21 protein-coding genes and 2 pseudogenes are annotated in these 19,258 nt (G+C 39.5%); 8 read left to right on the top strand and 15 right to left on the bottom strand.

Features of this window, described 5'->3' with window-relative positions; genetic code table 11:
- Window positions 1–59: 59 nt before the first annotated feature.
- Window positions 60–254 (bottom strand): bacteriocin-like peptide BlpI, encoded by a 195-nt coding sequence (gene blpI / locus HT717_RS04000; RefSeq protein WP_049533692.1) that lies wholly within the window; start codon window positions 252–254, stop codon window positions 60–62.
- 282 nt (window positions 255–536) lie between these two features.
- On the opposite strand from blpI, the gene blpA reads away from it, so the two are divergent.
- The 3 genes from blpA to blpC are packed head-to-tail and all read left to right on the top strand — an operon-like array spanning window position 537 to window position 4,274.
- Window positions 537–2,690, top strand: coding sequence for a peptide cleavage/export ABC transporter BlpA (gene blpA, locus HT717_RS03995; RefSeq protein ID WP_173304456.1), 2,154 nt, complete (start codon window positions 537–539; stop codon window positions 2,688–2,690).
- A gap of 10 nt (window positions 2,691–2,700) precedes the next feature.
- Window positions 2,701–4,062: a bacteriocin secretion accessory protein gene (locus HT717_RS03990; protein WP_001069107.1), complete on the top strand. Its 1,362-nt coding sequence runs from the start codon at window positions 2,701–2,703 to the stop codon at window positions 4,060–4,062.
- Between the two features lie 56 nt (window positions 4,063–4,118).
- A complete protein-coding gene (gene blpC, locus HT717_RS03985) occupies window positions 4,119–4,274 on the top strand; it encodes a quorum-sensing system pheromone BlpC (RefSeq protein ID WP_138705438.1) in 156 nt (51 codons plus the stop codon).
- A gap of 42 nt (window positions 4,275–4,316) precedes the next feature.
- Here blpC and HT717_RS03980 read toward each other — a convergent pair whose 3' ends face one another.
- From HT717_RS03980 to HT717_RS03970, 3 genes are read right to left on the bottom strand one after another with little or no spacing between them, the layout of a single operon-like run.
- Window positions 4,317–5,657 (bottom strand): sensor histidine kinase, encoded by a 1,341-nt coding sequence (locus HT717_RS03980; RefSeq protein ID WP_173304454.1) that lies wholly within the window; start codon window positions 5,655–5,657, stop codon window positions 4,317–4,319.
- 13 nt (window positions 5,658–5,670) lie between these two features.
- Window positions 5,671–6,408: a LytTR family DNA-binding domain-containing protein gene (locus HT717_RS03975; RefSeq protein ID WP_173304452.1), complete on the bottom strand. Its 738-nt coding sequence runs from the start codon at window positions 6,406–6,408 to the stop codon at window positions 5,671–5,673.
- Between the two features lie 4 nt (window positions 6,409–6,412).
- Window positions 6,413–6,751, bottom strand: a complete 339-nt coding sequence (locus HT717_RS03970; RefSeq protein ID WP_173304450.1) for a LytTR family DNA-binding domain-containing protein — start codon at window positions 6,749–6,751, stop codon at window positions 6,413–6,415.
- Between the two features lie 360 nt (window positions 6,752–7,111).
- Here HT717_RS03970 and HT717_RS03965 point away from each other — a divergent pair, with 360 nt between their 5' ends.
- Both HT717_RS03965 and HT717_RS03960 read left to right on the top strand, forming a co-directional pair.
- Window positions 7,112–7,363, top strand: coding sequence for a hypothetical protein (locus HT717_RS03965; protein ID WP_001130044.1), 252 nt, complete (start codon window positions 7,112–7,114; stop codon window positions 7,361–7,363).
- A gap of 28 nt (window positions 7,364–7,391) precedes the next feature.
- On the top strand, window positions 7,392–7,715 hold the full coding sequence (locus tag HT717_RS03960) for a hypothetical protein (RefSeq protein WP_000131863.1): 324 nt from the start codon (window positions 7,392–7,394) through the stop codon (window positions 7,713–7,715).
- Window positions 7,716–7,776: 61 nt separating this feature from the next.
- On the opposite strand, the gene HT717_RS03955 is transcribed toward HT717_RS03960, so the two are convergent.
- On the bottom strand, window positions 7,777–8,826 hold the full coding sequence (locus HT717_RS03955; protein WP_173304448.1) for an ABC transporter permease: 1,050 nt from the start codon (window positions 8,824–8,826) through the stop codon (window positions 7,777–7,779).
- Window positions 8,823–9,554, bottom strand: coding sequence for an ABC transporter ATP-binding protein (locus HT717_RS03950; RefSeq protein WP_140833394.1), 732 nt, complete (start codon window positions 9,552–9,554; stop codon window positions 8,823–8,825). The genes HT717_RS03955 and HT717_RS03950 overlap by 4 nt, the downstream gene beginning before the upstream one ends.
- A gap of 67 nt (window positions 9,555–9,621) precedes the next feature.
- Between HT717_RS03950 and HT717_RS03945 the strand changes: the two genes are divergently transcribed.
- Both HT717_RS03945 and HT717_RS03940 read left to right on the top strand, forming a co-directional pair.
- The gene (locus HT717_RS03945; RefSeq protein ID WP_140833392.1) at window positions 9,622–10,032 is read left to right on the top strand and encodes an HIT family protein; all 411 of its coding nucleotides are present in this window, start codon (window positions 9,622–9,624) and stop codon (window positions 10,030–10,032) included.
- A gap of 9 nt (window positions 10,033–10,041) precedes the next feature.
- Window positions 10,042–10,329, top strand: coding sequence for a hypothetical protein (locus HT717_RS03940; protein WP_000777754.1), 288 nt, complete (start codon window positions 10,042–10,044; stop codon window positions 10,327–10,329).
- A 453-nt stretch (window positions 10,330–10,782) separates the two neighbouring features.
- Here HT717_RS03940 and dnaJ read toward each other — a convergent pair whose 3' ends face one another.
- From dnaJ to HT717_RS03900, 8 genes and pseudogenes are all read right to left on the bottom strand, one after another.
- Complete coding sequence (gene dnaJ / locus HT717_RS03935) at window positions 10,783–11,919, bottom strand: molecular chaperone DnaJ (protein ID WP_049538867.1); 1,137 nt, start codon at window positions 11,917–11,919, stop codon at window positions 10,783–10,785.
- 524 nt (window positions 11,920–12,443) lie between these two features.
- A complete protein-coding gene (gene dnaK, locus HT717_RS03930) occupies window positions 12,444–14,267 on the bottom strand; it encodes a molecular chaperone DnaK (protein ID WP_173304446.1) in 1,824 nt (607 codons plus the stop codon).
- A gap of 239 nt (window positions 14,268–14,506) precedes the next feature.
- Window positions 14,507–14,734 carry a hypothetical protein gene (locus HT717_RS03925; protein WP_125411465.1) on the bottom strand — a complete coding sequence of 76 codons (228 nt, stop codon included), beginning with the start codon at window positions 14,732–14,734 and terminating at the stop codon, window positions 14,507–14,509.
- A 39-nt stretch (window positions 14,735–14,773) separates the two neighbouring features.
- Window positions 14,774–15,298 carry a nucleotide exchange factor GrpE gene (grpE, locus tag HT717_RS03920; protein ID WP_084930060.1) on the bottom strand — a complete coding sequence of 175 codons (525 nt, stop codon included), beginning with the start codon at window positions 15,296–15,298 and terminating at the stop codon, window positions 14,774–14,776.
- Between the two features lie 26 nt (window positions 15,299–15,324).
- Window positions 15,325–16,359: a heat-inducible transcriptional repressor HrcA gene (gene hrcA, locus HT717_RS03915; protein WP_173304444.1), complete on the bottom strand. Its 1,035-nt coding sequence runs from the start codon at window positions 16,357–16,359 to the stop codon at window positions 15,325–15,327.
- A gap of 160 nt (window positions 16,360–16,519) precedes the next feature.
- A pseudogene (locus HT717_RS03910) lies at window positions 16,520–17,032 on the bottom strand (DUF2812 domain-containing protein).
- Between the two features lie 34 nt (window positions 17,033–17,066).
- A complete protein-coding gene (locus HT717_RS03905; RefSeq protein ID WP_173304466.1) occupies window positions 17,067–17,642 on the bottom strand; it encodes a DUF2812 domain-containing protein in 576 nt (191 codons plus the stop codon).
- Window positions 17,642–17,962: a PadR family transcriptional regulator gene (locus HT717_RS03900; protein WP_173304442.1), complete on the bottom strand. Its 321-nt coding sequence runs from the start codon at window positions 17,960–17,962 to the stop codon at window positions 17,642–17,644. The genes HT717_RS03905 and HT717_RS03900 overlap by 1 nt, the downstream gene beginning before the upstream one ends.
- Before the next feature lie 80 nt (window positions 17,963–18,042).
- On the opposite strand from HT717_RS03900, the pseudogene HT717_RS03895 reads away from it, so the two are divergent.
- Window positions 18,043–18,156 (top strand): annotated as a pseudogene (locus HT717_RS03895) (transposase); the annotation flags it as partial.
- Between the two features lie 108 nt (window positions 18,157–18,264).
- Here the strand turns inward: HT717_RS03895 and HT717_RS03890 are convergent.
- Window positions 18,265–19,258: LPXTG cell wall anchor domain-containing protein (locus HT717_RS03890; RefSeq protein ID WP_205380547.1), on the bottom strand; the 994-nt coding region annotated here is incomplete at its 5' end.

The raw sequence follows: 19,258 nt of genomic DNA, 5'->3' as shown, positions 1-19,258 counted from the left end.
TAAGTAAATAAGACAGTAAATTAATAGCGATAATAATACTATATTTAAGAATCATAATCTTACAAAGAGGACATAATTCCTGAACCTACACAAATAAGTGTTGCTGCTCCCCCAGTTATCGGACCAGTCGCAGCAGCTAATAGTACTGCTCCAATACAACCACCGATTGCAGACCCTAAATTGCCTCCTCCACTAACTATTTCGAGTTCTTCATTATCCATAACAGAAAATTGTGACATCATTTTTGTATCCATGACAAATACTCCTTTTTTATTTTTAATTTTTGTCCTGTTGCAACTTTGACAAGTTTAGTATATCATCGTTTTTTAAAGTTTTTCATCCAAATCTTGAATTGTCATCGAAACGTCTTAAATTAGCTTTTTTATTTCAAAATCATCTCTATTTTTTTAAAGAAAGATGTGCTCTAAACATTTTTTGACCATTCAGGAAGTTTCAATGACGATTCAAGATTTTATAAAGCATGAAATTGTTTTTATGTCATAATAGACCTATCCACTATATGAAAGGAATTGCCTATGACTTCTTATAAACGTACATTTGTTCCTCAAATAGATGCTAGAGACTGCGGTGTTGCTGCCTTAGCCTCGATTGCTAAATTCTATGGTTCAGATTTTTCTCTAGCTCACTTGAGAGAACTTGCAAAGACCAATAAAGAAGGGACGACTGCTCTTGGCATTGTAAAAGCCGCTGATGAAATGGGCTTTGAAACAAGACCTGTTCAAGCAGATAAAACTCTCTTTGACATGAGTGATGTCCCCTATCCATTTATCGTTCACGTTAACAAAGAAGGAAAACTCCAACATTACTATGTTGTCTATCAAACAAAGAAAGACTATCTGGTTATTGGTGATCCTGACCCTTCTGTAAAAATCACCAAAATGTCAAAAGAACGCTTTTTCTCTGAATGGACTGGAGTAGCTATTTTTATAGCTCCCAAACCTAGCTATCAACCCCATAAAGATAAAAAGAATGGTCTACTAAGCTTCCTTCCTCTGATTTTCAAACAAAAATCTCTCATTGCTTACATTGTTCTCTCAAGCTTATTGGTCACTATTATCAATATCGGTGGTTCTTATTATCTCCAAGGAATCTTGGATGAATACATTCCAAATCAGATGAAATCAACTTTAGGAATCATCTCAGTTGGTCTGGTTATAACCTATATCCTCCAGCAAGTCATGAGCTTCTCCCGTGATTATCTCCTAACTGTTCTGAGTCAGAGATTAAGCATTGATGTGATTTTATCCTATATTCGCCATATTTTTGAACTTCCTATGTCTTTCTTTGCGACACGTCGTACAGGGGAAATTATTTCACGGTTCACAGATGCCAACTCTATTATAGATGCCTTGGCTTCTACCATTCTTTCTCTTTTTCTGGATGTTTCCATTCTGATTCTTGTAGGGGGCGTCTTACTGGCACAAAACCCTAATCTCTTCCTTCTTTCTCTTATTTCCATTCCTATATACATGGTCATCATCTTTTCTTTTATGAAGCCTTTTGAAAAAATGAACCATGATGTCATGCAAAGTAATTCTATGGTTAGTTCTGCCATTATCGAAGATATCAACGGGATTGAAACTATAAAGTCGCTCACGAGTGAAGAAAATCGCTATCAAAATATAGACAGCGAATTTGTAGATTATTTGGAAAAATCCTTTAAGCTCAGTAAATATTCTATTTTACAAACGAGTTTAAAGCAGGGAACAAAATTAGTTCTGAATATCCTTATCCTATGGTTTGGCGCTCAATTAGTCATGTCGAGTAAAATTTCTATCGGTCAGCTGATTACCTTTAACACACTTCTTTCTTACTTTACAACTCCTATGGAAAATATTATCAATCTCCAAACCAAACTCCAATCTGCGAAAGTCGCTAATAACCGTTTGAACGAAGTCTATCTAGTCGAATCTGAATTTCAAGTTCAAGAAAACCCTGTTCATTCACATTTTTTGATGGGCGATATTGAATTTGATGACCTTTCTTATAAGTATGGTTTTGGACGAGATACCTTAACAGATATTAATCTCACGATTAAACAAGGAGATAAGGTTAGCCTAGTTGGAGTCAGTGGTTCTGGTAAAACAACTTTAGCCAAAATGATTGTCAATTTCTTTGAACCCTACAAAGGACATATTTCCATCAATCATCAGGATATTAAAAACATTGATAAGAAAGTCTTGCGCCGTCATATTAATTACCTACCCCAACAAGCCTATATCTTTAATGGCTCTATCTTGGAAAATTTAACCTTGGGCGGTAATCATATGATTAGCCAAGAAGATATTCTAAGAGCTTGTGAATTAGCTGAAATCCGTCAAGACATTGAAAGAATGCCTATGGGCTATCAAACTCAGCTCTCTGATGGAGCTGGTCTATCAGGAGGACAAAAGCAACGAATCGCTCTCGCTCGTGCTCTTTTAACTAAAGCTCCTGTTCTAATACTAGATGAAGCTACTAGCGGTCTTGATGTCTTGACTGAGAAAAAAGTTATAGATAATCTTATGTCCCTCACTGATAAAACCATTCTCTTTGTAGCCCATCGTCTCAGTATAGCCGAACGAACCAACCGTATCATTGTTCTTGACCAGGGGAAAATCATTGAAGTTGGTAGCCACCAAGAGTTAATGCAGGCGCAAGGTTTCTACCATCATCTGTTCAATAAATAAGGAGAATGTCATGAATCCTAATCTTTTTAGAAGCGTCGAGTTTTATCAGAGACGTTACCATAACTATGCGACAGTGTTAATTATACCTCTTTCATTACTACTTACTTTCATCTTGATTTTCTCCCTTGTTGCCACAAAAGAAATTACTGTCACTTCCCAAGGAGAAATCGCCCCTACAAGTGTCATTGCATCTATTCAGTCAACAAGTGATAATCCTATCCTTGCTAATCATTTAGTGGCAAATCAAGTAGTTGAAAAAGGGGACTTACTCATCAAATACTCTGAAACAATGGAAGAAAGTCAGAAAACTGCCTTAGAAACTCAACTACACAGACTTGAGAAGCAAAAAGAAGGACTTGGAATTTTGAAACAAAGCTTAGAAAAAGCGACTGATCTTTTTTCTGGCGAGGATGAGTTTGGCTACCATAATACCTTTAGGAATTTTACTAAACAATCCCATGATATTGAACTGGGTATCACAAAGACTAACACTGAGGTTTCAAATCAAGCCAATCTTGCCAATAGCAGTTCATCAGCCATCGAACAAGAAATTACAAAAGTTCAACAACAAATTGGAGAATATCAAGAGCTGAGAGATGCTATCATAAATAACAGAGCTCGCTTACCAACTGGCAATCCGCACCAGTCAATTTTGAATCGTTATCTTGTAGCCTCACAAGGACAAACACAGGGAACTGCAGATGAGCCATTTTTATCTCAAATTAATCAAAGTATTGCAGGTCTTGAAACATCTATCGCAAGCCTCAAAATTCAGCAAGCTGGTATCGGAAGTGTAGCAACTTATGATAATAGTTTAGTAACCAAAATTGAAGTACTCCGCACTCAGTTTTTACAGACAGCCTCACAGCAACAACTAACCGTGGAGAATCAATTAACAGAATTAAAAGTACAACTAGATCAAGCGACACAGCGTTTGGAAAACAATACTTTAACCGCTCCAAGTAAAGGTATCATTCACTTAAACAGTGAATTTGAAGGTAAAAATAGAATTCCAACTGGTACAGAAATTGCTCAAATATTTCCTGTCATCACAGATACAAGAGAAGTACTAATCACTTACTACGTATCTTCTGACTATCTACCTCTACTAGATAAAGGACAAACTGTAAGATTAAAACTGGAGAAGATTGGAAATCACGGCATTACCATCATCGGCCAACTTCAGACAATTGATCAAACTCCTACCAGAACAGAGCAAGGAAATCTCTTTAAATTAACCGCTCTTGCAAAACTATCTAACGAGGATAGTAAACTCATCCAATATGGCTTACAAGGTCGCGTCACTAGTGTAACTGCAAAGAAAACATATTTTGATTATTTCAAAGATAAAATTTTAACCCATTCTGATTAATTTTCAGATAACACTCTATAACTATTTATTATCTTATAAAACAGGAGAATCATAACATGGATAAGAAACAAAACCTAACTTCATTTCAAGAACTAACAACTACCGAACTCAACCAGATTACAGGTGGAGGATGGTGGGAAGATTTATTATATAGATTTAATCTAATTGAACAAAACAATACAAAAGGATTTAATCAACCAATACAACTATAAAAAATAAGACCGAGAAACAAGAACTCTCGGTCTTATTTTTCATCATTCTATAGGTATCACAGTAAGCACCTGACGAAAGACTTGATTTTGACAGGTGGTATTTAGACTGGTATTAGGATGACTTTCAACAATCTTAATGACAGTATAAAGACCAACTCCTCTCTCCTCCCCTTTAGAACTTGCTCCAAAGGAGAAGATTTCAGAAAGATCGATGACCTCCTCTTTGATGGAGTTTTCAATGATAAAGGTCTCCTGTGCTCCATTTTTTAAAAAGGCAATTGAAACATGAGGTTGAGTAGCCTCTGCACTAGCTTCAATGGCATTATCACAAAGGATAGACACAATGGTTAGAAAATCAAGTAGGCTCATCCCCTCGACCTGAATCTCCTCTGGAACTTCGACATTAAGGACAATATCCTTTTCTCTGGCTTTTAGAAATTTCCCTGCTAGAAGACTTTTGAGGGCTTTATCACGAATATTTACCAATCTGCCCAGGTCATATTTATTGTCCTGCAATTTCTGACTGGAATCCTTTAAAACAGAGTCGTAAACCTCTTTTATCTGCTCCATATCCTCTTCCTCAATGCCCAGACGTAAGCTGGTCAAAAGATTGGTGTAGTCATGGCGAAAACTCCGAACTTCCTTGTATAGTTCCTCTATATGCAGACTATATCGTTCCATATCTCTGTAGCGCAAGGTCTGTTCTTGGTTCAGTTTCTTCTGAAGTTTTTCCTTCAAATAAGTATCCAAATTCTTGATAACTCCCATAAAAAAGAGGAGGTAAAATACTAGGATGAGTTGGCGAACAGTAGTTGATTGAATACCTTGTTCATATTCAAGGTAAGATAGACTTTGCATCACTAGATAATAAGCCCCCATTGCCCAGTTAATCTTAGTAAGAGACTTTTGAAAATCTTTATCGAGAAACTCCTTTCTCAAATTAGTGAAATCATAGTCTAACCATTTCAAAAAGACTAAAACTATGAAGCAAACGAATATCATCATCAATAAAAAGATAGGATTGCTATCTTTATCTACAATTTCTTGTCCCAAAAATGGAAGTACAAAATAGGAGACTCCTCTATAAAAGAGATTCACCAATATCATTGGAAAGAGACCATAAAAGAAAATGAGTTTTTTAGGAAGCCCTCTTAACAATAAGAAAGACAAACCTATGCCGAACAAAGGTTCTATTAAGTATGAGAGATAGTCAGTCAGGACTAAAAATTTAAAAGTTGTAAAAATTGCTGCCAGAAGAAATTTTAAAAGAAAGGCCTTAAAAATTCTATCGAAAGTGAGACTAATTCCATCTACCTTAAAGAATATGACAATTTTTAGTCCATTAATAATAAGTGAATACAACAATATCCAAGCAATGTTCATAAACTCTCCTAGCTCAGTGTAAGTTATTGATGGCCTCAGACACTTCCCTGACCTTATAACGCGCTATCATACAGCTTCCACCATTGGGAAAGAAAAGGAGTTTTTCTTTCTTATCCAAATGCACCACATTTGCAGGATTGATGAGAAAAGAGCGGTGGCACTGCAAGAGACGGGGCTCCTGCTTGAAAACCTCCTCTAAACTCGCTGTAAATTCCAGCCTGTCCGTCTTGGTATAGAGAATAACACGATGGGCTCTGGGCGACGTTTCAAGATAGTAAACCTCTTTAAAAGGATACTGGAATTGGGCAAATTTTGATTTAAAGTAAAAGCAATCTTCCGCCAGACTTTTACTGTCTTGACTATTGGCATAGAGAAGGGCTGTTTCGATACGAGATTCAAACTCCTCTGCCGAAAGAGCCTTATCAATGTAGTCCAAAGCAGACACTTGGTAGCGAAAGGACAGGGGCATAAACTCCGAGTGAGTCGTCACAAAGACGATGAGAGCATAAGGATCTCGATCCCGAATTTTTCTAGCCACTTCCAGCCCCTTCATCTCCTCATTTCGAATCTCAATATCCAAAAAGAATAGCTGATGGGCTCCCTTCTCATGCACCTCTGACAGCAGCTGGTCTGGTTTGCCAAAAACTTCAAAAGAACTGGGAGTGATATGATGTTCCTTCAAGAGTTTCTCAATCGTTGTTTCAATTCTAGTCTGTTGGGAAAAATCATCTTCTAAAACAAATATTCTCATCTTCTTACTCTCCTTCTTTCAACCATTTTTGACGAATTTTTCTATAGCGACGTCTGGCATACTTGACAGCGTATTGACCTTCTTCTCCAAGAAAAAGGATTCTTTCTTGAAAATCAATCGATTTTACTTTATCAAGATTAACCAAACAATTTCGATGACATCTCATCAAGGTTTCCCCATATTGGTTCTCAAGATTACTTAAATTTTGAACCATATTAAAACTAGCTTCTTCTGTAACAATCTGTACAGTATGGGCTTTAGTTGGATGTGTTTGGATATAGTAGACATCGTCGACGTTTACTTTATAGACTGTTTTCTGTGTCTGAATAATCATATGTTTCATTGGATTCTCCTCCTAAGAAAAGAATAACAGAAAAAATCTAACACAAGCACACCCAATCCTAAACAGGCCTTCAACGCTCCTGAAAGGTAGCTTGTTCCTCAAATAAGCATGATAATCTTACCACTATTTTATCATAAAATTCACTCAGCGCAATTCAAGACATTTCAATGACAATTAAAGATTTGAATAAAAAAAAAGAGTTAAAAGTGATAAACTATGATTATAGAAAGATTATGTTTGCAATAACTTTAAAAATCATCAAAAAAGGAGGGCTGCATATGATTTATTCACATCCACCATGATTAACACCCTATAAATATACTCTATTGCAATTGACGTAAATATAACAAGGAGAAAATTATGGCCAAGTCAAATAAAACAAAACAATTAACATCAATCGAACTTTCTCATATAAATGGCGGTAGTATTCCATATGGATGGTATTCTCCGTTTCATATAATTAGCGATAATGTACTATGTAGAAATGGATATTCATATAATAAAGCTAATCTTGATAATGGTAAATGTATCATTGATTGGGGCAACATAGTTGGCAATGTTGCTAATAATATAGGTGCCTCACTAGGAGATTTACACAATCCCTTACCTTAAAATATAAATTATATAGGAGGTCACGTAAATGACAGACCCAATCAAAACAGCTCAAACTTTGATTACTGACTTAAACAAAGCCTATCAAGCATGCAAACAGGCAACAGCTGACGACGTCCGCTTTCAGGAGCAATTAAACTCTATTCTTGGTTTTCTAGCCAAGGCTGAGACTGTGGATAATCGCGTCTTGATTGAACTGGAAAAATTCTACCAGACTTCCAGTCTTCTCATGGGACTCAGCGCCCTCAATCCAGATGCTCCTACACGCGCCGCTTGGCGGGCCTATGACCGCTTCCACTTTGACCAAGTCAAGACCAAGTTGAGTCTCTACGGACCAACCATTATCTTGTAGAAAATAAAAGAAGTTGAGACAAACTGAACTCAACTTCTTTTTTAGTGTCATATAGGCAAGATTAGTCCTGCATCTGACGTTTGACCTGATAAGGTAAGTACAAGACTAGTAAAACCAAACCAGCTCCCAGCAAGGCTAGAAGGGCTAGTTTTTCTTGGAAGGTAATCAACCCAACAACTAATTCCACTACTAAGACGAAACTGGTCAATCCTCGGACTACAGCCTGCAAGCCTTTTTCTTTTTGCCCCTTGTCCAGTGGAAAAAGTTGGGTCAAATACTGGTAGTCAAAGGCATGATAGAGGGCCAGTAACTGGAAGAGCAAGAGGTAGTTAAACAGCACTACCACTGCTGTCGCAATCCAAGCTTGCTCAATAAAGACCTGCGCCAGCAAGGAAAGCAAGAGCAGACGGAGACTGAGAGCAAAGAGGTCTCCATTTCGCAAATAAGAACGCAGATAGAGATTTTGCCAAATCTTTCCAGGCACCTTCTGAACAGCCTTTAGGATAAAGTCCAGATAGGCACGACGCTTGACGCTGTTTGAAATTCCCTTTACCTGCGTAAAGAGGGCAAAGAAACGAAGCAAGACTTGCTTGCGCTTGCTTTCTTGAGAAATAACATAGTCCCAGTTGAGACCAGTTTCAGTAAAAAATTTGCTGGCCTTTTGACGAAAGAGGAAATATTTTCCTACCCCCAATAAAAGCACATAGACCAGAAAAACTGGTAAGCCATAACCCATTGCTAAAAATAAAGGCGCAAATAACAGCAAGAAAAGGGTCTGTACAAAGAGCCAAAAGACTAGGGAAATGCCAGTTTGACGCTTAAGATGGAGTTTGATTTCCTCTTCTCCAACTAAGAGAAAGAGCTTGTCTGGAGCCTCCATATAGGTGGCAATTCCTCCCCAAAGCAAAAGTAAAACAGACGTAATTCCTACAAACAAAAGGATAGGCCAATGATTTTCAGGAAAATGTTGTAAGAGTTGACTGTACTGGTAGGCTAGAAAGCCCAACAGGACAAGCAGGAATAAGACAAAGTGGTCATTGAGAACATAGCGCAGATAACCAAGACACTCCTTACGAAAAGCCTGCTTTCTCTTTAAAAACAAGTCTTTCATAGGTCCTCCTCTTTGGTCAGAGCCAAGTAAATATCATTCAAACTAGCCTCAGGCATATCAAAGGCTTCGCGCAGTTGCAGGAGATTCCCCTTGGCACGCACCTCTCCCTTATGGAGAATGACAAAGGCATCACACATCTTCTCCGCCGAATCCAGCACGTGAGTACTCATGAGAATAGACTTACCCTTTTGCTTTTCCACTTCCAAAAGCTGAATCAAGTCTGCAATAGCCAACGGATCAAGACCAAGGAAAGGCTCATCCACGATAAAGAGACTCGGATCCACCACAAAAGCACAGATAATCATGACTTTCTGCTTCATCCCTTTTGAAAAATGAACTGGAAACCAGTCTAATTTCTGGTCCAGACGGAACATTTTTAACAAAGCTTCTACTCGATCAAAAGCCACTTTTTGCTCAATACCATAAGCCATGGCAACTGTTTCGATATGCTCTCTGAGGGTCAATTCCTCATACAGGCTAGGTGTCTCGGGAATGTAACCAATCTGCTTGCGGTAGCTAGTCGCATCTTCTTGCAGGGTCAAGCCATTGATATTGATGGAACCACTATAAGGTGTCAACAGACCGATAATCTCATTGATTGTCGTTGATTTCCCAGCACCATTGAGACCAATCAAACCAACCAACTGTCCACTTTCAACAGTAAAAGACACATCTTTCAAGACAGGGACATGGACATAGCCACCTGTCAGATTTTTAATTTCTAACATATTTTCTCCAAATCTGGTATAATGTAGCTATATTATATCAAAATTCAATACAGTAGAGGTAGATTTTATGTCAGATTGCATTTTTTGTAAAATCATCGCAGGGGAAATCCCTGCTTCAAAAGTATATGAAGATGAGCAGGTTCTTGCCTTTCTTGATATCTCTCAAGTGACACCAGGACATACCTTGGTCGTGCCAAAAGAACACTATCGTAATCTTTTGGAAATGGACGCTACTAGCGCCAGCCAACTCTTTGCCCAAGTGCCAAAAGTGGCTCAAAAAGTCATGAAAGCTACCAAGGCTGCTGGCATGAATATCATTGCCAACTGCGAAGAAATCGCTGGTCAAACCGTCTTTCATACCCACGTTCACCTTGTACCTCGTTACGGTGCGGACGATGACCTCAAGATTGATTTTATCGCCCACGAACCAGACTTTGACAAACTTGCTCAAGTCGCTGAAACCATCAAAAACGCCTAAGGAGTTGCCATGAAATTATCCAACCTACTGCTATTTGCAGGAGCTGCAGCCGGAAGTTATCTGGTCACAAAAAATCGTCAAACCATCACAGATGAAGTCTTGAATACAACTGACCGCGTTCAAGCTATCAAGGACGATGTGGATATTATCCAAAATAGCCTGCAAATCATCGACCAGCAAAAAGAACTCATCAAGGAATACCAAGAAGACCTGACTTACAAGTTTAAGGTCTTGGAAAAGGATATCCAGACTAGACTAGCTGTGATCAAAGAAACACAGGAAATTGAAGATAAGTAAAAAGAGCCCGACGGCTCTTTTTAAAAGGTAAACAAGTTATATCCCATCAACTATACATCATAATTTAGGCAACTCATACTCAATAAAAATCAAAGAGCAAACTAGAAAGCTAGGCACAGGCTGCTCACAACACCGTTTTGAGGTTGTGGATAGAACTGACGAAGTCAGCTCAAAACACGGTTTTGAGGTTGTAGATAAGCCGACGCTGACGTGGTTTGAAGAGATTTTTGAAGAGTATTATTCACCGTTTCATAACTAAATCAAAGACTTTCCCAGGCTTTCCGCCGTAATGAAAACACCTGAAACAGCTTGGTTTCAGGTGTCCGGAAACTTTGAGACCTGGGCTCAAAGTTTAAGTATGTAACTTCGAAGAAGGTCGCTACCGTCCGTCATCACTTAAGAAAAGTCTTAAAAAATCTATAAACAAAAAGAGCCCAACGGCTCTTTTTACTTTTATTCTCCATCAAAAGCATCTTTAATATGGTCAAAGAAGCCTTTTTTCTTTGGATTGACTTTCAAATCACCAGCAGCTGCGAATTCTTTCAAGGCTACTTTTTGGCGGTCGTTCAAGCCTGTCGGTGTTACGACATTAACGGTAACGTATTGGTCACCAACTGCACCACCACGAAGGCTCGGAGCTCCTTTTCCACGTAGACGGAATTTCTTACCAGTCTGAGTTCCCTCTGGGATAACCAATTCAACATCACCGTGAACCGTTGGGATATCAACTGTATCACCAAGAGCCGCTTGGACAAAGTTGAGGTTGAGATTGTAGAAGATAGTGGTTCCTTCACGTTCAAACTTATCGCTGGCTTCCACAGAAACCACTACATACAAGTCACCATAAGGTCCACCGTTAAATCCAGCTTCACCTTGACCAGCTAGGCGAATTTGTTGACCAGTTTCCACACCAGCAGGGATTTTTACATGTACACTATGGGCTTGTTTTTCATGACCTGTTCCGTGACAAGTTGTACATGGATCTTTGATTTCTTTTCCGCGACCGTGACAGACATCACAGGTTACTTGGCGACGCATCATACCAAGCGGAGTCTGTGTATCAACGTTAATGACACCAGCGCCATGACAGCGTCCACAAGTGACTGGACTTGTTCCTGGCTTAGCACCAGAGCCATTACATGTACTACAGCTTGCTTCACGATTGTACTTAACCTCTTTTTCAGCTCCAAAAATAGCTTCTTCAAAAGTCAAATTCACACGATACTGGAGATCATCCCCTTGACGAGGAGCATTTGGATTACGTGAAGCACCGCCTCCGCCGAAGAAACTTGAGAAGATATCTTCAAAACCACCGAAGCCACCTGCCCCATCGAAACCGCCGAAACCACCAGCTCCACCAAAACCACCGTTGGCTCCAGCCGCACCATATTGGTCATAGGCCGCACGTTTTTGGTCGTCACTCAAAGTCTCATAGGCTTCCTGAACTTCCTTGTATTTTTCCTCAGCACCAGGCTCCTTATTGATATCTGGGTGATATTTTTTCGAAAGCTTACGATAAGCCTTTTTGATCTCGTCTGCCGAAGCGTTTTTTGACACCCCCAGACGATCATAAAATTCAGTATTGTTCATAATTCAAGATACAAAGGGCGTCAAACGGACACAGCAAAAATAGGAGTTTTGACGACGGACGCTTGCGTCCTAGAAAAAACTATCTTTTTGGCACAGTCCGTAGCCCGTGTTCAATTCCCTGAACACCTTTGTTCCTTTCTATTGATATTTTGAATCAAACCTCGATTTAGGTCAGGTTCAATTCCTATATTTCATATTGATGAGACAAAACCCAAATAAATCAGGTTTAGTCCCTTTTTATCGAAAAACAGAGGCTGGGTTGCAACCTCTGGATTTCTTCCTATCATTACGACGTTCAAAAATAAAGTCGATTATACTTTGTTTTTGAACTAGTAAGGCGTTTAGGCAAGTCGCCATAGCAATTGCCGTAGAATGACAATCACTTTAGTGATTAGTCATTCTTAACGAGTTAGGCTTAACTGAGTTTCGGCTAAAAACTTCGGAAAAAAGATAAGCCATCTTTTGTGCATCGCACAAGGCGATGGCTTCCTATTTTTCTTTCGTTTTCTTAACGCCTCAACATCTTACTTTTCCGTAAACTCTCCGTCTACGACGTCATCGCCTGCGTTTCCTGTTGCTTGTGCGCCTTCTGTTCCTGCTTGAGCTTGTTGCGCTGCTGCAGCTTGTTCGTAAAGTTTAACAGCAAGTCCTTGAGCTTTTTCGTTCAAAGCTTCGAGTTTTGCTTTCATGTCGTCCAAGTTGTTGTCTTCTTGAGCTTTCTTAAGGTCATCAAGGGCAGCTTGGGCAGCGTCACGTTCTGCGTCGAAGCCTTTGCCTTCAGTTTCCTTGATTGTCTTTTCAGTCGCAAAGATTGCTTGGTCTACTTCGTTACGAAGGTCAACTTCTTCTTTACGTTTCTTATCTGCTTCAGCGTTTGCTTCTGCATCTTTCATCATGCGGTCAATTTCTTCATCAGTCAAACCTGAGTTAGATTGGATGACAATAGTTTGTTCTTTTTGAGTTCCAAGGTCTTTGGCCTTAACAGACACGATACCGTTCTTGTCGATGTCAAATGTTACTTCGATTTGTGGAATACCACGAGGTGCAGCTGGGATATCTGTCAATTGGAAACGTCCAAGAGTCTTATTATCTGCTGCCATTGGGCGTTCACCTTGAAGAACGTGGATATCAACGGCTGGTTGGTTGTCTGCTGCTGTTGAGAAGACTTGTGATTTAGATGTTGGGATTGTCGTGTTGCGATCGATAAGTTTTGTAAAGACACCACCCATTGTTTCGATACCAAGTGACAATGGTGTTACATCAAGAAGAACAACGTCTTTAACATCACCAGTAATGACACCACCTTGGATAGCAGCACCCATGGCAACAACTTCATCAGGGTTTACTGATTTGTTTGGTTCTTTACCAGTTTCAGCCTTAACAGCTTCTACAACGGCTGGGATACGAGTTGAACCACCAACAAGGATAACTTCGTCGATTTCTGACAAGCTCAAACCTGCATCTGAAAGGGCTTGACGAACTGGAACTTTTGTACGTTCTACAAGGTCACGAGTCAAATCATCAAATTTCGCACGAGTCAAAGTCATTTCCAAGTGAAGAGGTCCAGCCTCACCAGCAGTGATAAATGGCAAGCTGATTTGAGTTGAAGTTACACCAGAAAGGTCTTTCTTCGCTTTTTCAGCTGCATCTTTCAAACGTTGCATTGCCATCTTGTCAGTAGACAAGTCGATACCGTTTTCTTTCTTGAATTCTGCCACCAAGTGGTCGATGATTTTTTGGTCAAAGTCGTCACCACCAAGTTTGTTATCCCCTGCAGTTGACAATACGTCGAAGACACCGTCACCCAATTCAAGGATAGAAACGTCGAATGTACCACCACCAAGGTCAAATACCAAGATTTTTTCTTCTTTGTCAGTCTTGTCCAAGCCGTAAGCAAGAGCGGCTGCAGTTGGTTCGTTGACAATACGTTCTACTTCAAGACCAGCGATTTTACCAGCGTCTTTTGTGGCTTGACGTTGAGCATCGTTGAAGTAAGCTGGAACTGTAATAACTGCTTTCGTTACTTTTTCGCCAAGGTAGTCTTCAGCGTAGCCTTTCAAGTATTGAAGAATCATAGCTGAGATTTCTTGTGGAGTGTATTCTTTGCCGTTAGCAGAAACTTTTTCAGAAGTTCCCATCTTAGATTTGATAGAGATTACTGTATCTGGGTTTGTAACTGCTTGACGTTTTGCAGCATCACCAACGATGATTTCGCCGTTTTTGAATGAGACTACAGATGGAGTTGTACGGTTTCCTTCTGGGTTTGCTATGATTTTGCTTTCAGTTCCTTCAAGAACTGCAACTGCTGAGTTTGTTGTACCTAAGTCAATACCGATAATTTTAGACATGTGTTTTTCTCCTTAAATTTATCTTCTTTTTTTCTTTTTGATACTCTTCTTAAGTGGCGACGCCGTCAGAGCTTGACTTCGTCAATCTCTTTGACTAAACTTTGAGCCTAAGGTCTCAAAGTTTGCGCAGATAGCGCCACGGCGAAGAGTATCGTCTTTGGTTCGCTTCGCTCACTATTGCAAAGCCAAACATGTTTTACCTTTCTTCATAGTTTAGTGTCGTTTCGGACAAAACCAAATCAGTCTTTCTTATTTACTGACATATCCTCTGTAATTAATAATAACAATTGACCAATTAAAATAGGTTGCAATATAAGTTCTAATACTTTTTGCAACCAAATTACTGGTTGCGTTCCAAAATAAGAAACTTTTGCTCCTTCCGAAATAGGATAAGCAAAAAATATCCCTACTACCAGAAAGAAAACGACAATTCCAATAGCCCAATTTGTAGCCGCTATCTTTTTCATTCTCATCTTCCTACTATATTGTTTCGACATATAAAATTCCTAATTATAGACAACCACCATTGCTGGGCGTAGGATACGATCATGGAGTTTGTAGCCTTTTTGGAAAACTTGGGCGATGGTATCTGCTGGGTGTTCATCGTCTGCTGGGAGAGTTTGGATGGCCATATGGTAGTTATGGTCAAATTCACCATCAGCTGCAATTTCTTCGATTCCTTCTTCTTTCAAAGCGTGAACTAAGCTCTCTTGCACCATCTCCAATCCTTTTTTGACATCGTCTGTCAAACCTTCAACTGCAAGGGCACGTTCTAGGTTATCCAAAGAAGGGAGAATCGCTTTTGCCAAGTCCTGGCTACGATAACGTTGCAAGTTTTGACGCTCTTCATTGGCACGGCGTTGAATATTTTGCATTTCTGCATGAGCCCGAAGGTATTTGTTTTCGAACTCATCTGCACGTTCATTTGCCAAGTCCAACTCAGACTTTTCAGGAGTTGTTTCTTCAGCTGTTTCCACAACTTCCTCTTCTTGGACTTCTTCTACTTCTTCATTTTTTATATCTTGGGCCATTTTCGCCTCCTTTAATGATTTCAATCTTAATGTACTTCGTAATGATTACTGCTGAGATAGCGATAAAAATCTGTCAACTTCATGGTCAAAACACGGTTGACTACGTTGACTTGGTTGATTAGATTTTGATAATCCAGATTGACCGGACCGATAATTGCTAGAATTCCAACTCCCCGATAAGGAATCAGGAACTTGCTACTAATCACCGCTAGGTCAGCTAGGCAGGATTCTTGACTGTCCGCAACACGGACATTTTGCATTTGATCTTCATGCAGACCCTCACGAATCTCCAAGGCCACCTTTTGCGGTTGATCAAAGAACTGGTATGCTGCCAGATTGGCAAAATTCAAGAGATTGACCTTGCCTGCCACAACAATGTTTTCGTTGAACATTTCCTTAAAGATGTGTTCAAAGAGATCAATCACATTATCCGTTGTTGTAAAGTAACGCTGGATAATCTGCGGAATCTCCGTCCGAATCTTGTAGTGAATATCTAGAACGGTGTGACCGAGGAAACGTTCCTGAATGATTGCCTTCAGTTTCAGCAAATCTTCCTGCAAGAAGTTCCTTGGAATCAGAAACTGACTGGTAACCGTTCGAGACTCGTCTAAGGTAAATACTGCCAAGGCTGTATGTTGCCCTAAAACCACGATATCAAAGGCTGTCAATCGTTGTCTGCTCGGCTCAACATCCAGTGCTACTACCGTACAGCCACTCAAGTCTGTTAGTAGATTAGCAGCTTCTTGCAGAATATCCTCCAATTTGAAGAATTCCTGATCAAAGGCTTTGACAATCTCATAAACCTCATTTTCAGCCAGTCGGTCAAAATCCAGTGAGTGTTTCACGTAGTACTGAAAACCAGCAACACTTGGCATGCGACCACTTGAAGTATGAGCCTTCTCAAGCAAACCTTGCTTTTCTAAAGCCGCCATGTCATTACGAATGGTAGCACTGCTAGAGTTAATAGACTCTTGCAAGGCTTTGGATCCGACAGGTTCGTGCGTTTTGGTAAAGATGTCAATAATCAGATTTAAAATATCCTGCTGACGCTCTGTAACCATCTCATCACTCCTCTCTGTCTGATCAATTAGCACTCGATACATCCAAGTGCTAACTCATGATTCTATTATACACCCTTAGAAGAGAATGTCAAGACAAAAACTCAAAAAATTAGCACTCTTTTATCAAGAGTGCTAAAAATCAGTCTAAAGACCTAGAGCTTTACCTTCCATCTACTCGGTATTTCTTTTTAAGTCTGAAAAAACCATGGATTAGATAAGAAAACATTAAAGCATATAAAAGAAAAATAATAAAGAAAGATATAGAAAGCTCTTCTTTAAATTGACTCATACAAACAACAATTCCACCTAAAAAAGTAGCTGCACATGAACGAAGTCTAGATTGCATAACTTCCCACCTGATATTATCGCTCATATAAATTTGATCCTCTGGAAGCATATCAGAAGCTGGTTTACGAAGAACTGAACAAAAACCTCATTCTATCAATTCCCAACCTCTATTTCTAAAATCTTGCTGTTCATGCTTATACTTTTTAAGAAATCTAGAATCATAGATACGGTAGATGACATCGTCCGGTTGACATTGGTCAAAATAGAAAAAACCAAAACGACTAGTTCTATACTTCCAGCCTTTCAAGTGCATCTCATGCAAATACTCTTCTTCCTTGTCCAAATCAACAATGGTAAAAATCCGAAATTGCTTTTTATTGATCATGACTTCTCCTCCAATTTTGAGCATACCTATCCTATCATAAATCTGATAATTCCTTCTTTTTATGCCATAACTTCCAGCTAATATAGACAACTATTAACAAGAGGATTAAAGACAAGAAAACATCTAACCCAACCACAAGAAATTTCCATAGATCAAACGTATTACTTCTATCGAACAACATAAATAGTAATGGTATATGTATGGCTAGCAAAAGTAAAACAGGTACTAGTCGCAGTCTTAAAATGCGATTAACCATAGCTAACTTCCCAGCAGCGTCATTATAAATTTCAAACTCTACATCCGATTCAATTTCAGAATGTGCTTTTCTAAAATAGGAAAAACTATTAAAGTCTGTAATATGCTCCCAGCCACAGTCTTTAAATAGTTGTAAATAGGAGGATCTCTCTGATTTTTCCATTGGGTAAAAATCCAACTGATAAGACACTTGCTCAGGGTGACACTTTTCAAAGGTATACTTAACTGCAAACAATAAAATAGAATAGCTTACTTTTCTAAGTTTCCAGCCTTTAACATGCATTTCTCTAAAGTATAGAGCCTCCCTCTCATAATCCGCAATTGTAAAAATTCGATAAACAATTTTCTTTTCCATCATACTTCCTCCCGACTGTTTCTATAGAGCCGTTCAATACGTTTCAATTCAATATCTAAGACCTTGCGTCCCAAGTCTGTAATCTGATAGATTTTCCGTTTCTCCTCTTCTCGGACAAAGGCAATCAAGCCATCCTTTTCCATTTTTGACAAGGTACCATACATAGTCCCAGGACTAATCGAAACTTGCGAATCTGTCATTTCCCTGACCTTTTGTGTAATACTATAACCATGACGTTCTTTTTGCAGACAGAACAAGATATAAAAACCCGTTTCCGTCATCGGAAGATAAACTCGACGAATCTTATCCGTCAATTCCATGTATAGCCACCTCCTATTCAGTTCGATATATCGCACCTCGTTATATAAAATATGTCACACCTCGATATAAAAAGCAAGAAAAAATGGGGAATCTAGAGCTCTTATGTGAAGAATTTGGGAATAAACTTTTACTACTTCCTCCCTACTCACCTGAGTACAATCCTATTGAGAAAACATGGGCCCATATCAAAAAGCAACGCTAAACACGTTGCTTTCTGATTTAAACACAGTTATTTGTATATCAACTCATTTTACTGATTTTATACAAATTACTTGTTATTGACTGTACAATCTACAAGCCGTCACTCTTCTTCCTTCCGTTTTCGTGAAATGAGAAGTCCACCAGTCATAGCTGCTAAGAGAGCTACAACAAGTGATGTATTTGATTTCTCTGTTCCTGTATTTGGAAGTTGTCGATCTTTATTTATTGTAGTTTCAGATGTTGGCGTTCCCTCTGACATTTCATTAGCACTACCGTCGTAATCTGGATGAGCTGGTATTTCTTCTGGAATACTATTTACACTACCTTCATAGTCTGGTTGAGCTGGGGTAACTTCTGGAATGCCGTTAACACTGCCTGTGTAGGCTGGAATTTCTACAGTTGGTGGTGTAATCAAGTTGCCTTCGCCATCCGTACTACTTGTGCCGACTGGATCTGTATAGGCTGGGACTTCTGCAGTTGGTGGGGTAATTAGGTTGCCTTCTCCATCCGTACTGCTTGTTCCTACTGGATCGGTGTAGGCTGGAATCTCTGCTGTTGGTGGTGTGATTACGTTGCCTTCGCCATCTGTACTACTTGTGCCCACTGGATCGGTGTAGGCTGGGAATTCTGCTGTTGGTGGTGTGATTACATTGCCTTCGCCATCTGTACTACTTGTTCCTACTGGATCGGTGTAGGCTGGTTGACTTGGAGATACTTCTGGAATACCGTTTACACCAGAGTCTTGGTTGACCAAGTCGCTTCCTGGAATTTGGTGGCTGATGCCGGTTGTTGGATCTTTCAACGTTGCGGTGCCGTCTTCCCCTACAGTGACTTCCTTACCTGGGTTCTTCGCTTTGACTTTGTCTTCCACTTGTTTTTTCTCTTCTGGAGTTAAGTGCGCTTTGTCTTTAACTGGAACTTTCTCGTCTGGTTTCACTGGGGTGAATCCTTGGTTGACCAAGTCACTTCCTGGAATTTGGTGACTGATGCCGGTTGTTGGATCTTTCAACGTTGCGGTGCCGTCTTCCCCTACAGTGACTTCCTTACCTGGGTTCTTCGCTTTGACTTTGTCTTCCACTTGTTTTTTCTCTTCT

It is taken from the genome of Streptococcus sp. 959 (assembly GCF_013277075.1).
Classification (GTDB): Bacteria; Bacillota; Bacilli; order Lactobacillales; family Streptococcaceae; genus Streptococcus; species Streptococcus pseudopneumoniae_C.
The sequence above is the reverse complement of the archived record's forward strand: the minus strand, read 5'-3'. Positions and strand labels throughout refer to the sequence as shown.